This window comes from Streptomyces genisteinicus (genome assembly GCF_014489615.1).
GTDB lineage: Bacteria > Actinomycetota > Actinomycetes > Streptomycetales > Streptomycetaceae > Streptomyces > Streptomyces genisteinicus.
Genome location: NZ_CP060825.1, coordinates 160,751 through 176,443, shown reverse-complemented (window position 1 = coordinate 176,443; position 15,693 = coordinate 160,751). Strand labels below are relative to the sequence as shown.

Annotated in this window: 12 protein-coding genes; 6 read left to right on the top strand and 6 right to left on the bottom strand. The window is 73.8% G+C overall.

Annotated features, from left to right (window positions below; translation table 11 throughout):
* Positions 1-59 precede the first annotated feature (59 nt).
* Together rhaS and IAG43_RS00805 are read left to right on the top strand one after the other, a co-directional pair.
* Complete coding sequence (gene rhaS, locus IAG43_RS00810) at positions 60-1,139, top strand: rhamnose ABC transporter substrate-binding protein (protein ID WP_187738810.1); 1,080 nt, start codon at positions 60-62, stop codon at positions 1,137-1,139.
* Between the two features lie 136 nt (positions 1,140-1,275).
* The gene (locus tag IAG43_RS00805) at positions 1,276-2,304 is read left to right on the top strand and encodes a LacI family DNA-binding transcriptional regulator (protein WP_187738809.1); all 1,029 of its coding nucleotides are present in this window, start codon (positions 1,276-1,278) and stop codon (positions 2,302-2,304) included.
* A gap of 151 nt (positions 2,305-2,455) precedes the next feature.
* On the opposite strand, the gene IAG43_RS00800 is transcribed toward IAG43_RS00805, so the two are convergent.
* The 3 genes from IAG43_RS00800 to IAG43_RS00790 all read right to left on the bottom strand — a co-directional run bounded on the left by IAG43_RS00800 (position 2,456) and on the right by IAG43_RS00790 (position 5,145).
* Positions 2,456-3,625, bottom strand: coding sequence for an alanine--tRNA ligase-related protein (locus IAG43_RS00800; protein ID WP_187738808.1), 1,170 nt, complete (start codon positions 3,623-3,625; stop codon positions 2,456-2,458).
* Between the two features lie 263 nt (positions 3,626-3,888).
* On the bottom strand, positions 3,889-4,080 hold the full coding sequence (locus IAG43_RS00795; RefSeq protein ID WP_187738807.1) for a DUF1737 domain-containing protein: 192 nt from the start codon (positions 4,078-4,080) through the stop codon (positions 3,889-3,891).
* A 12-nt stretch (positions 4,081-4,092) separates the two neighbouring features.
* The gene (locus IAG43_RS00790) at positions 4,093-5,145 is read right to left on the bottom strand and encodes a saccharopine dehydrogenase family protein (protein ID WP_187738806.1); all 1,053 of its coding nucleotides are present in this window, start codon (positions 5,143-5,145) and stop codon (positions 4,093-4,095) included.
* A 172-nt stretch (positions 5,146-5,317) separates the two neighbouring features.
* Between IAG43_RS00790 and IAG43_RS00785 the strand changes: the two genes are divergently transcribed.
* The 4 genes from IAG43_RS00785 (at position 5,318) to IAG43_RS00770 (ending at position 11,874) form a co-directional block, all read left to right on the top strand.
* Positions 5,318-6,361 carry a helix-turn-helix domain-containing protein gene (locus IAG43_RS00785; protein ID WP_187738805.1) on the top strand — a complete coding sequence of 348 codons (1,044 nt, stop codon included), beginning with the start codon at positions 5,318-5,320 and terminating at the stop codon, positions 6,359-6,361.
* A gap of 402 nt (positions 6,362-6,763) precedes the next feature.
* Positions 6,764-9,595, top strand: a complete 2,832-nt coding sequence (locus IAG43_RS00780) for a PQQ-dependent sugar dehydrogenase (protein ID WP_187738804.1) — start codon at positions 6,764-6,766, stop codon at positions 9,593-9,595.
* Between the two features lie 20 nt (positions 9,596-9,615).
* The gene (locus tag IAG43_RS00775) at positions 9,616-11,472 is read left to right on the top strand and encodes a ThuA domain-containing protein (protein WP_246574013.1); all 1,857 of its coding nucleotides are present in this window, start codon (positions 9,616-9,618) and stop codon (positions 11,470-11,472) included.
* A 120-nt stretch (positions 11,473-11,592) separates the two neighbouring features.
* Entirely contained in the window at positions 11,593-11,874 is a 282-nt protein-coding gene (locus tag IAG43_RS00770; protein WP_187738803.1) for a hypothetical protein, read from the top strand.
* 54 nt (positions 11,875-11,928) lie between these two features.
* On the opposite strand, the gene IAG43_RS00765 is transcribed toward IAG43_RS00770, so the two are convergent.
* The 3 genes from IAG43_RS00765 to IAG43_RS00755 form a co-directional block, all read right to left on the bottom strand.
* Complete coding sequence (locus IAG43_RS00765; protein ID WP_187738802.1) at positions 11,929-13,146, bottom strand: LLM class flavin-dependent oxidoreductase; 1,218 nt, start codon at positions 13,144-13,146, stop codon at positions 11,929-11,931.
* The gene (locus IAG43_RS00760) at positions 13,143-14,522 is read right to left on the bottom strand and encodes an NtaA/DmoA family FMN-dependent monooxygenase (RefSeq protein WP_246574012.1); all 1,380 of its coding nucleotides are present in this window, start codon (positions 14,520-14,522) and stop codon (positions 13,143-13,145) included. Before IAG43_RS00760 ends, IAG43_RS00765 begins: the two co-directional genes overlap by 4 nt.
* A 137-nt stretch (positions 14,523-14,659) precedes the next feature.
* Positions 14,660-15,574 (bottom strand): fumarylacetoacetate (FAA) hydrolase, encoded by a 915-nt coding sequence (locus tag IAG43_RS00755; protein ID WP_187738800.1) that lies wholly within the window; start codon positions 15,572-15,574, stop codon positions 14,660-14,662.
* Between the last annotated feature and the right edge of the window lie 119 nt (positions 15,575-15,693).

Genomic DNA, 15,693 nt, shown 5'->3' with positions numbered 1-15,693 from the left:
TCCCGCACACCCCCGCACCTCCCCCACCGCACACCCCACCCTCACCGAGGAGCCCCGTCATGCGCAAGAGAAGCCTCCGCCGTTCCTGCGCGGCGCTCGCCGCCGTCACCTCGCTCGCCCTCGCCGTCACCGCATGCGGCGGCACCACGAAGGAGGACGTGCGGAAGGAGGGCGGCGCGGCCGCCGCGGCCGGCAAGGCCGACCCGGACGCCGAGACCAAGAAGGGCCTCACCGTCGGCTTCCTGCCCAAGCAGGTCAACAACCCGTACTTCACCACCGCGGACAAGGGCGGCCAGAAGGCGCTCGAGGAACTCGGCTCGTCCTTCAAGGAGGTCGGCCCGTCCAGCGGCACCGACACCTCCGGCCAGGTCTCCTACGTCAACACGCTCACCCAGCAGCAGGTCGACGCCATGGCCGTGTCGGCGCAGGACCCGGGCGCGCTGTGCACGGCGCTGAAGCAGGCCATGGGCAACGGCATCAAGGTCGTCACCTACGACTCCGACACCCGGGCCGACTGCCGGCACGCCTTCGTCTCCCAGGCATCGGCTGAGGACCTGGGCCGCACCGAGGTGCAGCTGCTCGCGGAGCAGATCGGCTTCAAGGGGAAGATCGCGATCCTGTCGGCCGCGCAGACCGCGACCAACCAGAACACCTGGATCGAGTTCATGAAGAAGGAACTCGAGGACCCGAAGTACAAGGACATCGAGCTCGTCAAGGTCGCGTACGGCAACGACGACGCCCAGCAGTCCTTCCAGCAGACCCAGGGCCTGCTCCAGGAGTACCCGGACCTGAAGGGGATCATCTCCCCGACCACCGTCGGCATCAAGGCCGCCGCACAGTACCTCTCGGGCTCCAAGTACAAGGGCAAGGTCAAGCTCACCGGCCTGGGCACGCCCAACGACATGCGCACCTACGTCAAGAACGGCACCGTCGAGGCGTTCGAGCTCTGGGACCCGGCCGCGCTGGGCGACCTGGCCGCGCGGACCGCGGTGGCGCTGGCGTCGGGCCAGATCACCGGCCGGGAGGGCGAGACGTTCACCGCCGGCGGCACGGAGTACACCATCGGCAAGGACGGCGTGATCAACCTGGGCAAGCCGACCGTGTTCGACGCGAAGAACATCGACTCGTTCGACTTCTGAGCCGCGGCACCCCGCGACCGCCCGTCCGGTCCCGTCCGCCCGTCCGGTCCCGTCCGGTTCCGTCCGAGCGGCGGGGCCGGACGGGCGGGCGGGCGGCGGACCGCGCGGGCCGTCAGTACCTGGAGGAAAGGCGCCGATGTCCCCGTCGGTCAGCATCAAGGACGTCGCACGTGCCGCCGGAGTCTCCGTGGGCACGGTCTCGAACGTCATCAACCGTCCGGACACGGTCACGGCCGAGACCCGGGCGCGGGTGCAGGGCGCGATCCAGCGGCTCGGCTACGTCCGCAGCGAGTCCGCGAGGCAGCTGCGCGCGGGACGCAGCCGCATCATGGGCATGCTCGTCCTCGACATGGGCAACCCCTTCTTCGTCGACGTCGCCCGTGGTGCGGAGCGGGCCGCGCGCCGGGCCGGGCTCGGTGTGATGGTGTGCAACAGCGCTCAGGACCCCTCGGAGGAGGCCGAGTACCTCGCGCTCTTCGCCGAGCAGCGGGTCAGGGGCGTGCTGATCACCCCCGCGGACTCCACCGGCCGCACGATCCGGGCGTTCCGCCGCCACGGCATCCCCTTCGTGCTGGTCGACCGGGTGGCCGACGGCACCACCGAGTCGTCCGTCTCCGTCGACGACGTCGCGGGCGGCGCCATGGCGGTGCGCCATCTGATCCGGGCCGGTCACCGGTCCGTCGCCTACGTGAGCGGCCCGCCCGTACTCCAGCAGGTCCGGGACCGGCGCACCGGCGCGTTCCACGCCTTCGCCGAGGCGGGGCTCGGCACGGACCGGCTCCACGAACTGCCCGCCGCACGGCTCGACGTGGCCGCGGGCCGCGACGCGGGCGCGCGGCTCCTCGGTCTCGCCGACCGTCCGACCGCCGTGTTCTGCGCCAACGACCTGCTCGCCCTCGGAGTGCTCCAGTCGATGGTCGCCGTCGGTGTCCGCGTCCCCGACGACATCGCCATCGTCGGCTACGACGACATCGAGTTCGCGGCAGCCGCCGCCGTCCCCCTCACCTCGGTCCGCCAGCCCGCCTTCTCCATGGGCTCGATGGCCGCGGACCTGCTCCTGGAGGAGACCGAGGCGTCCGGCGGGGCCGGGCGGGCGCCGGCCCGGCCCCGCCGGGTCGTGCTCCAGCCCGAACTGGTCGTCCGCCGCTCCACACTCCCGCCGTGAGCGCCGTGAGCGCCGTGAGTGCGGTGAGTGCGGTGAGTGCGGTGAGTGCGGTGAGTGCGGTGAGTGTGCCGGAAGGGCCGTGCGCCCCGTACGCGCAGGATGGGCCCGGGTGCCGGCACCGGGGCGCACCCCGGTGCCGGCGTCCGCCGCGTCAGCCCTGCCGGAGGTCGCGCACCAGGTCGCGCGGGAGCCCGTGGGTGTCGTGGAGGTAGCGCAGGTCCTCCTCGTCCAGCGGGCCCCGGAAGCGCGGACGGGCCAGCACCTGCCGGCCGCGCTCCAGCAGCCGCCGGAAGCGCCGCTCCTCGTCGTCCAGCATCCGGCGCACCTCCTCGGGCCCCCCGCCCTGCCGGAAGCGGTCCAGAGTGTGCTCCACGAGCACCGTCGGCAGCTCGCCGAGGCCGCGCGAGGGATCGTCCCGCCAGAGCACCGTGAGCACCCGCCGCACCAGCCGGCGCAGCACGTAGCCGCGCCCGGTGGCGGCCGGGCGCACCCCGTCGGCGGTCATCACCACGGCCGACCGCAGATGGTCGCAGACCAGCCGCAGCGACGGCACGTCCAGGCCCGGCCACAGCACGGGCACCTCCCGGAGCCAGGGGGCGAACACATCGCACTCGAAGACGGAGGCGCGGCCCTGGAGCACGGCGGCCAGGCGTTCCAGACCGAGCCCGGTGTCGATGCTGCGCAGGGGCAGCGGCTCCAGCGAGCCGTCGTCGAGCCGCCGGTGACGCATCATCACGTGGTTCCACACCTCCACCCAGCGGTCGTCCCCGGTGGGAGTGGACTCCGGCGGGCCGTCGCCCGTCCAGAGGAAGATCTCCGAATCGGGCCCGCACGGGCCGGTCGGCCCGTTGTCCCACCAGTTGTCCCCGGTGGTGTGTTCCACCGGCACACCGAGTTCCTCCCAGAGCTCCCGCGAGGCGTTGTCCGGGCCGGCCTGCCCGTCCCCGCCGAACACCGTGGCGTGCAGCAGCCGGTGCGGGACGCCGAAGCCCTCGGTGAGCAGCCCGTGGGCCCAGCGCAGACTCACCGGCCCCTCGTAGTCGCCGAGCGACCAGCTCCCGAGCATCTCGAAGACGGTGAGATGGGTCGGGTCGCCGACCTCCTCCAGGTCGGTCGTGCGCAGACACCGCTGCACACCGGCCAGCCGGGTGCCGAGCGGATGCGGGCGCCCCGTCAGGTACTCGGTGAGCGGGTGCATGCCCGACGTGGTGAACAGCACCGGGTCGCCCGGCGGCCGCACCAGGGTCGAGCCCTCGATCAGGGCGTGGCCGCGCTCCTGGTAGTACGACGTGAACGTGCGGACGACGGTCTCGGTGTCCATGGTGGCTCCTTCGCGTCACAGCGGTCGGGCGCCGGACAACGGTCCGGGGCACCGGGACCGGGCGAGGAGGCCACGGACCCACCGGCGGACCGTTTCCGGTCGCCGGTGGGGAGGGGTACGTCAGACGGCGGCGGCCGGCGAGCTGGTCGCTCGCGCGGTCGCGGTGGTGCGCGGGCCGGTGACGTTCATGCCGCCGAGGGTAGCGCCGCGGCCCGGACGGGGCATCCGGATTTCCGCCGGGGACCGACGACGGCCCGGGCGGTTCACCCGGATGTCCGTCCGGACCACACGACGGCCTGGGCCACGATCACCCGCTGCCCGTCGAAGGTGACCGCCGGCCCCTCGTGGAGCCGGTAGCCCAGCTCCAGTGCCTCGCTCACCCGGTGGCAGAACGCCGAGTCGTCCGGGCCGGTCAGGACGCGGTAGACGGGCAGTCCGTCCGGTGGTGTCGTCATACGGCGACCCTGTCACACCCCGCCCGCGCCGCCGCCTGCCAGGTCCGTGTCCAGGTGCGCGGAGAGCGCGCCGAGGAAGGCGGGGGCGTCGAAGAGCTCCCCGGCGGTGCGGACGCCCGCCGCCCCGGCCCCGCCCGCGAGGACACGTGTCACGGCCTCCACCGCCAGCGGCGCGCTGACCGCGTAGATGTCCCGGCCGCTCGCCACCGCCCGCCGCTCGGCACCGCCGCGCCGCACCACGACGTCCACGGTGAACGTCTGCGCCGAACGCCCCCGTTCGTCGGCCGCCACGGGCGCCGGGGTGCCGGGGGCCGACAGGTCGCCGACGGCCTCGGCGGTCATCCAGGTGCGCACCTCCGGGACGTCGAGATGGCGGGGGAGGGTCACCACATCGGCCATGGTCATCTCGCGCAGGGTGCGCGTGTCCTCGCCGGGGAACGTCCACTCCCGGGTCGCGGGGGCCGCGTCCCCGTACTCGAGACGTCCGCCCGTCCAGCGGACCCCCCGGCCGCCGCGGCGCTCGCGGGAGACCGCGCCCGCCGACCGCGTCCCCGCCGTCGGGTGCCAGCTGCTCAGACCGTAGGCGACGTGCACCTCGTCGGCGGTCGTCCAGTCGCCCATGGCGGCCGTCGCCAGCAGGTCGCCGAGGCCGCCGAAGAACGCCATCGCGGGCACCACCACCACACCCGCCGCGCGGGCCCGCTCGTCGAAGTGCGCGAACGTGTCCGCGTTGGCCTCGATCTCGGCCGCCACGTCGACGTAGGGGATCCCCGCGCGCAGTGCCGCCTCGATCAGCGGCGCCGCCGTCGTGGCGAAGGGGCCCGCGCAGTTGACGACGGCCGCGGCGCCGGTGAGGGCGGCGTCCAGCGAGGCGGGGTCGTCGACGGAGGCGGGCCGGACGGTGTCCGGCTGCGCGCCGGTGGCCTCCGCGAGCTCCTTCAGCCTGTCCGCGTCGCGGCCGGACAGCAGCGGGCGGAATCCGCGGTCCAGGAGTTCCGCCACCACGAACCGCCCGGTGTGCCCGTACGCCCCGAACACCGCGACCGTCTGCTGCGTGCTGCCCATGACCTGCTCCTCTTTCCGTCGGGTGGACCGGCCGTCCGTGGCCGTACGCGGCGTACGTGCCGCGCCTGTCGTACCCGGCGCGTCTGCCGCGCCGGTCCGTCGTGACCATCGTGGCCGGGCGGGGCGGCACCCCGTGAGTGTCCGGAACGACAGGACGCGTACAGTTCCGGACATGACCGTTCTCGCGCTGGCCCTCACCGACGGGATGCTCCACTTCGAACTGGCCGCGGCGTACGAGGTGTTCGGCGCGGCTCCGGCAGGTGTGGACGTGCCCTGGTACGACGTCGTCCTGTGCGGGCCGGGCGCCGTGCGCGCCGGACGCTTCGGCCTGGAACCCGACGCGGGTCTGGACCGGCTCCGGGAGGCGGACACCGTGATCGTGCCCGGCTGGGCCGACGTCGACCGGCCCCCGCCGGCCGAGCTGGTCGACGCGGTGCGCGCGGCCCACCAGGCGGGCGCGCGGGTGGCGTCGTTGTGCACCGGAGCGTTCGTCCTCGCCGCGGCAGGTCTCCTCGACGGCCTGCGGGCGACCACCCACTGGGCCCACACCGACGTCCTGGCGGCCCGTCACCCCCGGGTGACGGTCGACCCGGACGTGCTCTACGTCGACAACGGCACCGTGCTCACCTCGGCCGGGAAGGCCGCCGCGCTCGACCTGTGCCTCCACCTGGTCCGCCTCGACCACGGCTCGTCGGTCGCCAACGCGGCCGCCCGCCGACTGGTGGTCCCGCCCCACCGGGCGGGCGGCCAGGCCCAGTTCGTCACCACCCCGGTCCCCGCACGCGAGTCCCACCCGCTGACGGCGCTCCTCCCCTGGGTGCTCGCCCGCCTCGACCAGCCGCTGAGCGTCGAGGACCTCGCGCGCCGCGCCCAGATGAGCTCCCGCACGCTCGGCCGGCACTTCCGGGCCGCCACCGGCACCACGCCCCTGCAGTGGCTGCTGACCCAGCGCATCCGCCGCGCGCAGGAGCTGCTGGAGACCACCGGGCAGAGCGTGGAAGCCGTCGCGACGGCCACCGGCATGGGCACCGCCACGACGCTGCGCCGTCACTTCCACCGCACCGTTGGCGTGCCTCCGGACACGTACCGGCGCACCTTCCGAGCCGCCCCCGCCCCCGACTCCGCCCCTGCCCCTGCCCCCGACGCCGCCCCCGCCCCCGGTGCAGCGCGCCGTGCCTCGCCCGGCGGGGCGCCGGCCCCACGAGCCCACCGCTGACCGCTCCCTGACCGCGCCCCGTCCCCTCCCGGCCGTGCCCTTCAGGCCGCCGCTCGCCCTTCCTCCGCGCCGGCCGTCCGGGCCCGTTCGCGCGCCTCCGGTCGCCGACCGCCCCGGGGCGGGTGCGCCGGTCGGTGCGTTCGGGGCCGGTCGGGCGCCGCCCGGCTGCCCGGCCGGCGTCCGCCGCCGCAGGGTGTCCGAAAACCTTTGTCCTGACGATGGAAGAAGTTGGTGATTCCCGTGTCGAAGGTCTTACGCCGCGCGCTCCGGCGCGCTAACTTCCAAGCGGGCCAGGCGCGTTGACCGTCGTCGGGCCCGCATCGGCGTGACGGCGCACGCCCGAGTTCTCCCCGGCGGATCCGCAGTGGACCCGTCGGCACCCCCCACCCCTGGGAGACTTCCGTGCGCCACAGATCCCCGCGTGCCCGCAGAGCCGCCGGGGCCACCGCCCTGGCACTCCTCACCGCCCTGCTGGCACCCGCCCTCCCCTCGGCATCGGCGGCGGCCCCCGCCCCCGCCGCCGAGGAGTTCCAGCAGGTCACCCTCGCCAAGGGCGTCGCCGAGACCGGCGAGCCCATGACCATGGCCGTCCTGCCCGACCGCTCCGTCCTGCACACCTCCCGCGACGGCACCCTCAGGCTCACCGACGCCGCCGGGACCACCAAGGTCTCCGGCCGCCTCGACGTGTACAGCCACGACGAGGAGGGCCTCCAGGGCATCGGCGTGGACCCCGGCTTCACCACCAACCGGCACGTGTACCTGTACTACGCGCCCAAGCTCGCCACCCCCGGCGGCGACGCGCCCGGTGACGGCACCGCGGCCGACTTCGCCCCCTTCGACGGCGTCAACCGGCTCTCCCGCTTCACCCTGCGCACCGACGGCACCCTGGACACCGCCACCGAGAAGACCGTCCTCGACGTCCCCGCCTCCCGCGGCATCTGCTGCCACGTCGGAGGGGACATCGACTTCGACGCCCAGGGGAACCTCTACCTGAGCACCGGCGACGACACCAACCCCTTCGCCTCCGACGGCTACTCGCCGCTCGACGAACGCGCCTCGCGCAACCCGGCCTTCGACGCCCAGCGCTCCAGCGGCAACACCAACGACCTGCGCGGCAAGGTGCTGCGCATCAAGGTCGCCGCCGACGGCTCCTACACGGTGCCCGCGGGCAACCTCTTCGCCCCGGGCACGGCGAGGACCCGCCCGGAGATCTACGCCATGGGCTTCCGCAACCCCTTCCGGATGAGCGTCGACAAGCAGACCGGCACCGTCTACCTCGGCGACTACGGCCCCGACGCCGGCACGGCGAGCGCCACCCGCGGACCGGCCGGACAGGTCGAGTTCAACCGCATCACCAAGGCGGGCAACTTCGGCTGGCCCTACTGCACCGGCGACAACGACGCCTACAACGACCACGACTTCGCCACCGGCGCCTCCGGCGCCCGCTACAACTGCGCGGCGCCCCGCAACACCTCGCCGCGCAACACGGGCCTGACCGACCTGCCGCCCGCGCAGCCCGCCTGGCTGCCCTACGACGGCGACTCGGTGCCCGAGTTCGGCGGCGGTTCCGAGTCGCCCATGGCCGGACCCGTCTACCGCTACGACGCCGGTTCGGCCTCGGCCGTCAAGTTCCCCCAGAGCTACGACGGCCACTTCTTCGCCGGGGAGTTCGGCCGGAAGTGGATCCGCCGCGTCGCCCAGGACGGCTCCGGCACCATCCAGTCCATCAGCCCCTTCCCCTGGACCGGCACCCAGGTGATGGACATGGCCTTCGGCCCGGACGGCGCCCTGTACGTCCTCGACTACGGCACCGGCTACTTCAGCGGCGACGAGAACTCCGCCCTCTACCGCATCGAGCACATCACGGACGGCCGCTCGCCCGTCGCCCAGGCCGCCGCCGACCGCACCTCGGGCAAGGCGCCGCTCACCGTCGCCTTCTCCTCCGCCGGCTCCGCGGACCCCGACGGGGACACCCTGCGCCACGCCTGGCGCTTCGGCGACGGCGCGACCTCCACCAGCGCGAACCCGACCCACACCTACACCGCCAACGGCCGCTACACCGCCGAACTGACCGTCACCGACTCCACCGGCAAGCAGGCCGGCGCCTCGGTCCAGATCACCGTCGGCAACACCGCGCCGACCGTCCGGCTCGAACTCCCCGCGGACGGAAGCATCATCGACCCCGGAGCGGCGGTGCCGTTCAGGGTGACGGTCACCGACCCCGAGGACGCCGCCATCGACTGCGCCAAGGTCAAGGTCACCTTCATCATCGGCCACGACAGCCACGGCCACCCGCAGACCTCCGCCACCGGCTGCTCGGGAACCGTGCAGACCATCGCGGACGGCGAACACGACCCCAACGCCAACATCTTCGGCGTGTGGGACGCGGAGTACACGGACCAGGGAGCGGGCGGACAGCCCCCGCTCACCACCCACGACCAGCACATCAGCCAGCCCACCCACCGCCAGGGCGAGCACTTCGGCGACTCCTCCGGCGTCCAGGTGGCCTCGCACGCGACCGCGCACGGCGGCCGCACGGTCGGCTACATCGACAACGGCGACTGGATCTCCTTCAGCCCCTACGTCCTCGGCAACGCCACCCGCTTCACCGCGCGGGTGTCCTCCGGCGGAGCAGGCGGCACCATCGAGATACGCGCCGGGTCGCCCACCGGCACCCTGATGGGCACGGTCGCCGTCCCGGTGACCGGCGGCTGGGAGACCTTCCAGGACGTGAGCACCCCGCTCACCGACCGGCCCGCCGGCACCACCTCGCTCCACCTCGTCTTCAAGGGCGGCGCCGGATCGCTCTTCGACCTCGACGACTTCCGGTTCACCCTCTCCGGCGCGCCGCCGGTGTCGTCGGCGGTGACGGGGGTGAACGGCAAGTGCCTGGACGTGGCGGGCGGTTCGGCCGTCGAGGGTGCGCAGGTGCGGTTGTGGTCGTGCAACGGGACGGCGGCGCAGCGGTGGGAGGTGCCGGGTGACGGTTCGGTGCGTGCGCTGGGCGGCTGTCTCGATGTGAGCGGCGGCGGTTCGGCGGACGGCACGAAGGTGCAGTGGTGGACGTGCAACGGGACGGGTGCCCAGAAGTGGGCGGCGCAGGCGGACGGTTCGCTGCGCAATCCGCAGTCGGGCAAGTGCCTGGACGCGGAGGGCTCGACCTGGAACGACGGCACCCGGGTCCACCTGTGGACCTGCCACACCGGACCCAACCAGCGATGGATCCTGCCGTAGCAGGAAGGAGGCGACACACGATGCGACACCTCACACACCACCTGGCACGACACCTCGCCCGACGTACCGCACCCCCCGCCACCGCGCCGGGCGCGACGACGCCCCGAGCCGTTCGTCCCCGGCGTCCCCTGGCCCGCGCGGGCGCCTGGCTCGGCGCCGCGGCCCTGCTCTGCGCGGGAGCCACGCTGCCCGCCACGGCGTCCGCGGCGCCCCCGGCCCCCGACCCCGCTCCGGCCACGGCGCCTGCCGCGGCCGCCGCGGCCGACCCCGCCTACCGGGTCCTGGCCTTCTCCCGTACGGCGGGCTTCCGCCACTCCTCCATCGACGACGGACTGGCCGCCCTGCGAGAACTGGGCGGCGCCAACAACTTCACCGTCGACGCCACCGAGGACCCCACCGCGTTCACCACCGCCAACCTGGCCCGCTACCGGGCCGTCGTCTTCCTCTCCACCACCGGCGACGTCCTCGACGGCACCCAGCAGACCGCGTTCGAGCAGTACATCCGCGCCGGCGGCGGCTACGTCGGTGTGCACGCCGCCGCCGACACCGAGTACGACTGGCCCTTCTACGCCGGACTCGCGGGCGCCCTCTTCCACTCCCACCCGCACAACCAGACCGCCACCGTCGAGGTCGAGAACCGCGCCCACGACGCCACCGCCCACCTCGGCACCACCTGGCAGCGCTTCGACGAGTGGTACAACTACCGCACCAACCCCCGGACGACGGCCCATGTGCTCGCCTCGCTCGACGAGTCCAGCTACACCGGCGGCTCCATGTCCGGCGACCACCCGATCGCCTGGTGCAAGGAGTACGAGGGCGGCCGGGCCTTCTACACCGGCGGCGGCCACACCGACGAGTCGTACTCCGAGCCCGCCTTCCGCCGCCACGTCCTCGGCGGCATCCGCTGGGCCGCCGGCATGACCCGTGCCGACTGCCGCCCGGAGAACGGCTACGAACCGCTCTTCGAGAGCGGCACGGCCGGCTGGCGGCAGGCGGGCCCCGGCTCGTTCTCGCTCGCCGACTCCACCCTCACCTCGCAAGGCGGTCTCGGACTGCTCTGGTACGCGGGGCGCGAACTGACCGGCGACTGGTCCCTCAAACTGGACTGGCGCGCCGAGGGCGACGACAACTCCGGCGTCTTCGTCGGCTTCCCCGCGTCCGACGACCCCTGGTCGGCCGTGAACAACGGCTACGAGATCCAGATCGACGCCACCGACTCCCCGGACCGCACCACCGGCGCGGTCTACGGATTCCGGTCCGCCGACACCGCGGCCCGCGACACGGCGCTCAACCCGCCCGGCGAGTGGAACACCTACGAGATCAGGGTCACCGGCGAACGTCTGGAGGTCTTCCTCAACGGCACCCGGATCAACGACTTCACCAACACCGACCCCGCCCGCAGCCTGCGCCAGGGCCACATCGGCCTCCAGAACCACGGCGACGGCGACACCGTCTCCTTCCGCGACATCCGCCTCCGCGCCACCGGTGCGCCGCCGGTGTCGTCGGCGGTGACGGGGGTGAACGGCAAGTGCCTGGACGTGGCGGGCGGTTCGGGCGTCGAGGGTGCGCAGGTGCGGTTGTGGTCGTGCAACGGGACGGCGGCGCAGCGGTGGGAGGTGCCGGGTGACGGTTCGGTGCGTGCGCTGGGCGGCTGCCTCGATGTGAGCGGCGGCGGTTCGGCGGACGGCACGAAGGTGCAGTGGTGGACGTGCAACGGGACGGGTGCCCAGAAGTGGGCGGCGCAGGCGGACGGTTCGCTGCGCAATCCGCAGTCGGGCAAGTGTCTGGACGCGGAGGGCTCGACCTGGAACGACGGCACCCGGGTCCACCTGTGGACCTGCCACACCGGACCCAACCAGCGCTGGACCCTGCCCTGACGGACCCCGCGCCGGCACGGTGCGGCAGGCGTCCCGGGCCCACCCGCCCGCGACGCCTGCCGCACCCCGGGGACCCGCTCCCGCGCACTCGTTGTCAGTGGCAGGTGTCAGGGTGGACCCATGGACAGGGACCGGGACGAGGAACTGCTGCGGGGACGGGTCTACGGCACGGACCACGACGATCCGCGCCCCGGCCCGCGGCCGGGGCGCGTCTACGCGGAACTGGTCGGCGGGCCGCTGGACGGGCTGCTGCTCGACATCACCGGCCGTGCCCCGGGCGACGCGGGCGCGGCCGCCGTCCTGCCCACCGAGCTCGGAGCCTTCGGCGCGGGCGGCCGGGCCGTGTACGAGCCCCGCCCTGGCGATCCGGGCCGGTACGACTGGTCCGCCGACACCCCCTGAGCCCGCGCGCCGGCGGGATGCCGGAGCCCCGGCCGGCTCCGGCACCCGCCCCCGTCAGCCCGCGGCGGGCACCGCGTAGCGGCTCGCCGGGCGGGCGAGTCCCAGGTGACCGCGGAGCGTGGTGGAGGTGTACTCCGTCCGGAAGACCCCGCGCCGCTGGAGCTCCGGCACCAGCGTGCCGGTGACGGCCGACAGGTCGTGGGGGAGGGCCGCCGGGCGGAGACGGAAGCCGTCGAGCCCTTCGGCGCGCCAGTCCTCCAGCAGGTCGGCCAGTCCGGCCGGGGTGCCGGTGAACACCGCGGCGTCGGAGGCGAGCGGGGCGCCGGCCAGGTCGTCCAGCCGGGCCCCGCGCTCCGCCGCTGCCGCCGCGGTGTCGCCGAGCACGACGACGAGGTCCGCGAACCGCAGCAGCGGCCGTGCGGCCAGGTCCCTGCCGGCGGCCTCGACCGCCTCGTCCACCTCGGCGAGGATCCGGGCGACGCCCGCCCTGTCCCGCGGGGTGAGGAACACGACGTCGGACGCCGCCGCCGCGAACGCGTACGGGACCGAGGCGTGCGCGAGGCTCGCCACCACCGGCTGCCCCTGCGGTGAGCGCGGAACGATCGAGGGGCCGCGCACCCGGAAGTGCGGGCCCTCGAAGTCGATGTGGTGGAGCTTGTCGCGGTCGATGAAGCGGCCCGTCGCCGCGTCGCGTATCTCCGCGTCGTCCTCCCAGCTGTCCCACAGCCGGCGCGCCACCTCCACCGCGTCGGCCGCCTCCGCGAACAGCGGACGCAGCCGCCGGGCGATCGCCTCCGGGTCGCGGATGTCGTCGTCGGTGAGCTGCGGTGTGGTGCGGCGGCCGAAGAGCGCGGCGTCCGAGGCACGTGAGGCTATCTGCGGACGCCAGCCGGCTCTGCCCTCCGAGGCGTGGTCCAGGGTGGCGATGCCGATGCCCACGTGGAACGGCTCGGTGTGCGTGACGTTCGCCGTCGGCACCAGCCCGATGCGCCGGGTCACCGGTGCGAGCCGGGCCGCCAGCAGCACCGCGTCCACGGTGCCCCGCACGCGGTCGGTGCGGTCGTCCGGGCGGTGGAACGGTTCGGACTGCGGGGCCAGGGTGTCCTCCAGGGTCACGAAGTCGAGCAGTCCGCGCTCGGCCTCGGTCACCAGGTCCGTCCAGTAGCCCGCGGAGAACAGCTCACCGGGCCGGGCGCCCGCGGCCCGCCAGGCGCCGGGGTGCCAGCCCGCCCCGTCCAGGGCGACGGCGAGATGGAACGGTGTGCCGGTCACGGAGTCTCCTTCGGCAGGCCGAGGCCCAGGTGGTCGCGGAGCGTGGGCCCCGTGTAGTCCTCGCGGTACACGCCCTTCTCCTGGAGCAGCGGAACCACGCGGTCCACCACCTCGTCCAGGCCGTCGGGCGTCAGATGGGGCACCAGGATGAAGCCGTCGGCACCGTCCGACTGCACGAAGTGGTCGATGCGGTCGGCGACCGTCCGCGGGCTGCCGACGAAGGTCTGGCCGCCGTGCACCTCGATCATCAGCTCACGGATGCTCAGTCCGCGCTCCCCGGCGATCTCGCGCCACTGCCGCGCGGTCTCCTCGCGGCCCTTGCGGAAGACCGAATGGCCCTTGAGGATCAGGGACTCCGGCTCCGGGTCGACGTCCGGCAGCGGTCCGTCCGGGTCGTACGCGGACAGGTCCCGGCCCCAGACGCCCTCCAGATGCGCGATCGCGGTCTGCGGGCTCACCTGCTCACGGGTGATCTCGTCGGCGTAGGCCCGCGCCTCCTCGTCGGTGTCGGCGACCACGGCCGTGGCGGTCGGCAGGATCTTCAGATCGTCGTGCGTCCGGCCGTAGGCGGCCAGCCGGCGCTTCACGTCCTGGTAGAACGGCCGGGCCTGCTCCAGGCTGCTGTACTTGCTGAAGATGACGTCGGCGTCGCGGGCCGCGAACTCCCGTCCGGCGTCGGACTCCCCGGACTGGATGATCACCGGGTGACCCTGCGGGCCGCGGGGCGTGCCGAACCGGCCGGAGATGTCGAAGTGCTCCCCGTGGTGGGCGAACCGCCCCGCGCCCGGCCGGACGAACTCGCCCGACGCCGCGTCCGCCACCAGGTCGTCCTCGCCCCAGCTCGCCCACAGCTCCTTGGCGGTGGCGAGGAACTCGGCGGCCCGGGTGTAGCGGTCGGCCTCGTCGAGGTAGCCGCCGCGGCGGAAGTTCTCCCCGGTGAAGGCGTCGTAGCTGGTGACCACGTTCCACGCGGTGCGGCCCTCGCTCAGCAGGTCCAGCGTCGCGAAGCGCCGCGCCACCTCGTAGGGCTCGTTGAACGTGGTGTTCACGGTGGCCGCGAGACCGAGGCGGGTTGTCACGGCGGCGAGCGCGGCGAGCATCGTCAGGTTCTCGGGCCGCCCGACCACGTCGAGGTCGTACACCTGTCCCTTGTGCTCGCGCAGCCGCAGTCCCTCGGCCAGGAAGAAGAAGTCGAACTTCCCCCGCTCCGCCGCGCGTGCGAGCCGGACGAACGAGTCGACGGCGATCTGGCTCTCGGACCGCGGGTCCGTCCAGACGGTCACGTTGTGGATGCCTGGCAGCTGCACCGCGAGGTGCACCTGCTTGGCCTGCCCCGCGCGGGGCGGCGGCTGTCCGGCGTTCGATCCGGCGGGCACGATGGGCTCCTTCACTCCGGGAGGCCGGCCCCCGGGGCCGGCCGGTCGACACCGAGCCTGCCCGGGCAGGCACCGGCCTGCCCAGGCCGACCGGCCCTGTTTCATGAGCTGTTCACGCCGCCGAAGCGACGCCGCGCTCAGCCCAGCGGCGGCGGCGACACGTACGCCACCGGGTTCTCGAACGCCACACCGTGGCTCTTGACGTCGATGGCGATCCGGTCGCCGTCCGCGATCCGGAACCCGTCGTGGAAGCTCGCCTCGTCGGCCCCCAGGAGCACGTAGTTGACCAGCCCCGGCCTCCGCACCGCGGGGAACGAGAAAAGATGCGCCGCCATGTCCCGGACCCGGAAGTACAGCGCGTCGTCGCCGCAGTCGAAGCTCCCCTCCCAGGCGGTGGCCCCGTCCCGGGTGATGGTGACCCGCCCGGTGACCGTGCGCGGCGGCTCGCCGAGGAACAGCCACGGGGCGAGCGCGGTGTCGCAGAGCTTGCAGTACGGGTTGTAGCCCGGGTCCTTGCGGTGCAGCCCGATGTCGCAGAGGTCGTTGCCGAAGGTGTAGCCCGCGTAGTGCGGGGTGCCGTCCTCGTCGTTCACGTAGACCAGCGCCACCTCGGGCTCCTCGATCAGAGCGATCGGGTCCGCCGGCACGTTCAGCGTCTCCCCGGGCAGCCGCACCCAGTCGCCGAACCCCTTGAAGAACCACTTCGGCGGCTCGAAATCCCCGCCCTCGGGCGCCGACGCACCGCCCCACTTCTTCTTGTGGGTCCCCATGAAACCGCTGAGCAGGGCCGCCCCGCTCCGCGCGGGGAGCAGCGGCGGCAGCAGCCGGACCTCCGGGTCGCCGGCCGTGACGGTGACCTCCTCGGCCCCCTCGGCGACCGCCGCCCGCACGGCGTCGGGCGAGCCGTCGGTGGTGACGAAGACCTCCGCCAGCCGCCCCTCGGGGACCCGGTAGAGGGTCTGCGGCGTGCCCGGCTCCGGCCTGCCGAAGCCGACGTGCCGCTCGCCCCGGTACAGGGCTTCGAAGAGGGTCGCAAGGGTCGGAAGGGACATGGGACCAGTCCTCCTGGTGATGGATGGGAACAGTGGTTGCGGTGCGACGGCCCGGTGCGGCGCGCCGCACGGGTCGCGTTGCGCCGGCCGCGGGCCCCGCACGGGGAGTGGTGCGCCCG

Coding starts and splice junctions, on each gene's coding strand:
- IAG43_RS00775 (WP_246574013.1), top strand. CDS start 9,616: ATGCGACACCTCACACACCACCTGGCACGACACCTCGCCCGACGTACC.
- IAG43_RS00800 (WP_187738808.1), bottom strand. CDS start 3,625: ATGGACACCGAGACCGTCGTCCGCACGTTCACGTCGTACTACCAGGAG.
- IAG43_RS00790 (WP_187738806.1), bottom strand. CDS start 5,145: ATGGGCAGCACGCAGCAGACGGTCGCGGTGTTCGGGGCGTACGGGCAC.
- IAG43_RS00805 (WP_187738809.1), top strand. CDS start 1,276: ATGTCCCCGTCGGTCAGCATCAAGGACGTCGCACGTGCCGCCGGAGTC.
- IAG43_RS00770 (WP_187738803.1), top strand. CDS start 11,593: ATGGACAGGGACCGGGACGAGGAACTGCTGCGGGGACGGGTCTACGGC.
- IAG43_RS00785 (WP_187738805.1), top strand. CDS start 5,318: ATGACCGTTCTCGCGCTGGCCCTCACCGACGGGATGCTCCACTTCGAA.
- IAG43_RS00795 (WP_187738807.1), bottom strand. CDS start 4,080: ATGACGACACCACCGGACGGACTGCCCGTCTACCGCGTCCTGACCGGC.
- IAG43_RS00755 (WP_187738800.1), bottom strand. CDS start 15,574: ATGTCCCTTCCGACCCTTGCGACCCTCTTCGAAGCCCTGTACCGGGGC.
- rhaS (WP_187738810.1), top strand. CDS start 60: ATGCGCAAGAGAAGCCTCCGCCGTTCCTGCGCGGCGCTCGCCGCCGTC.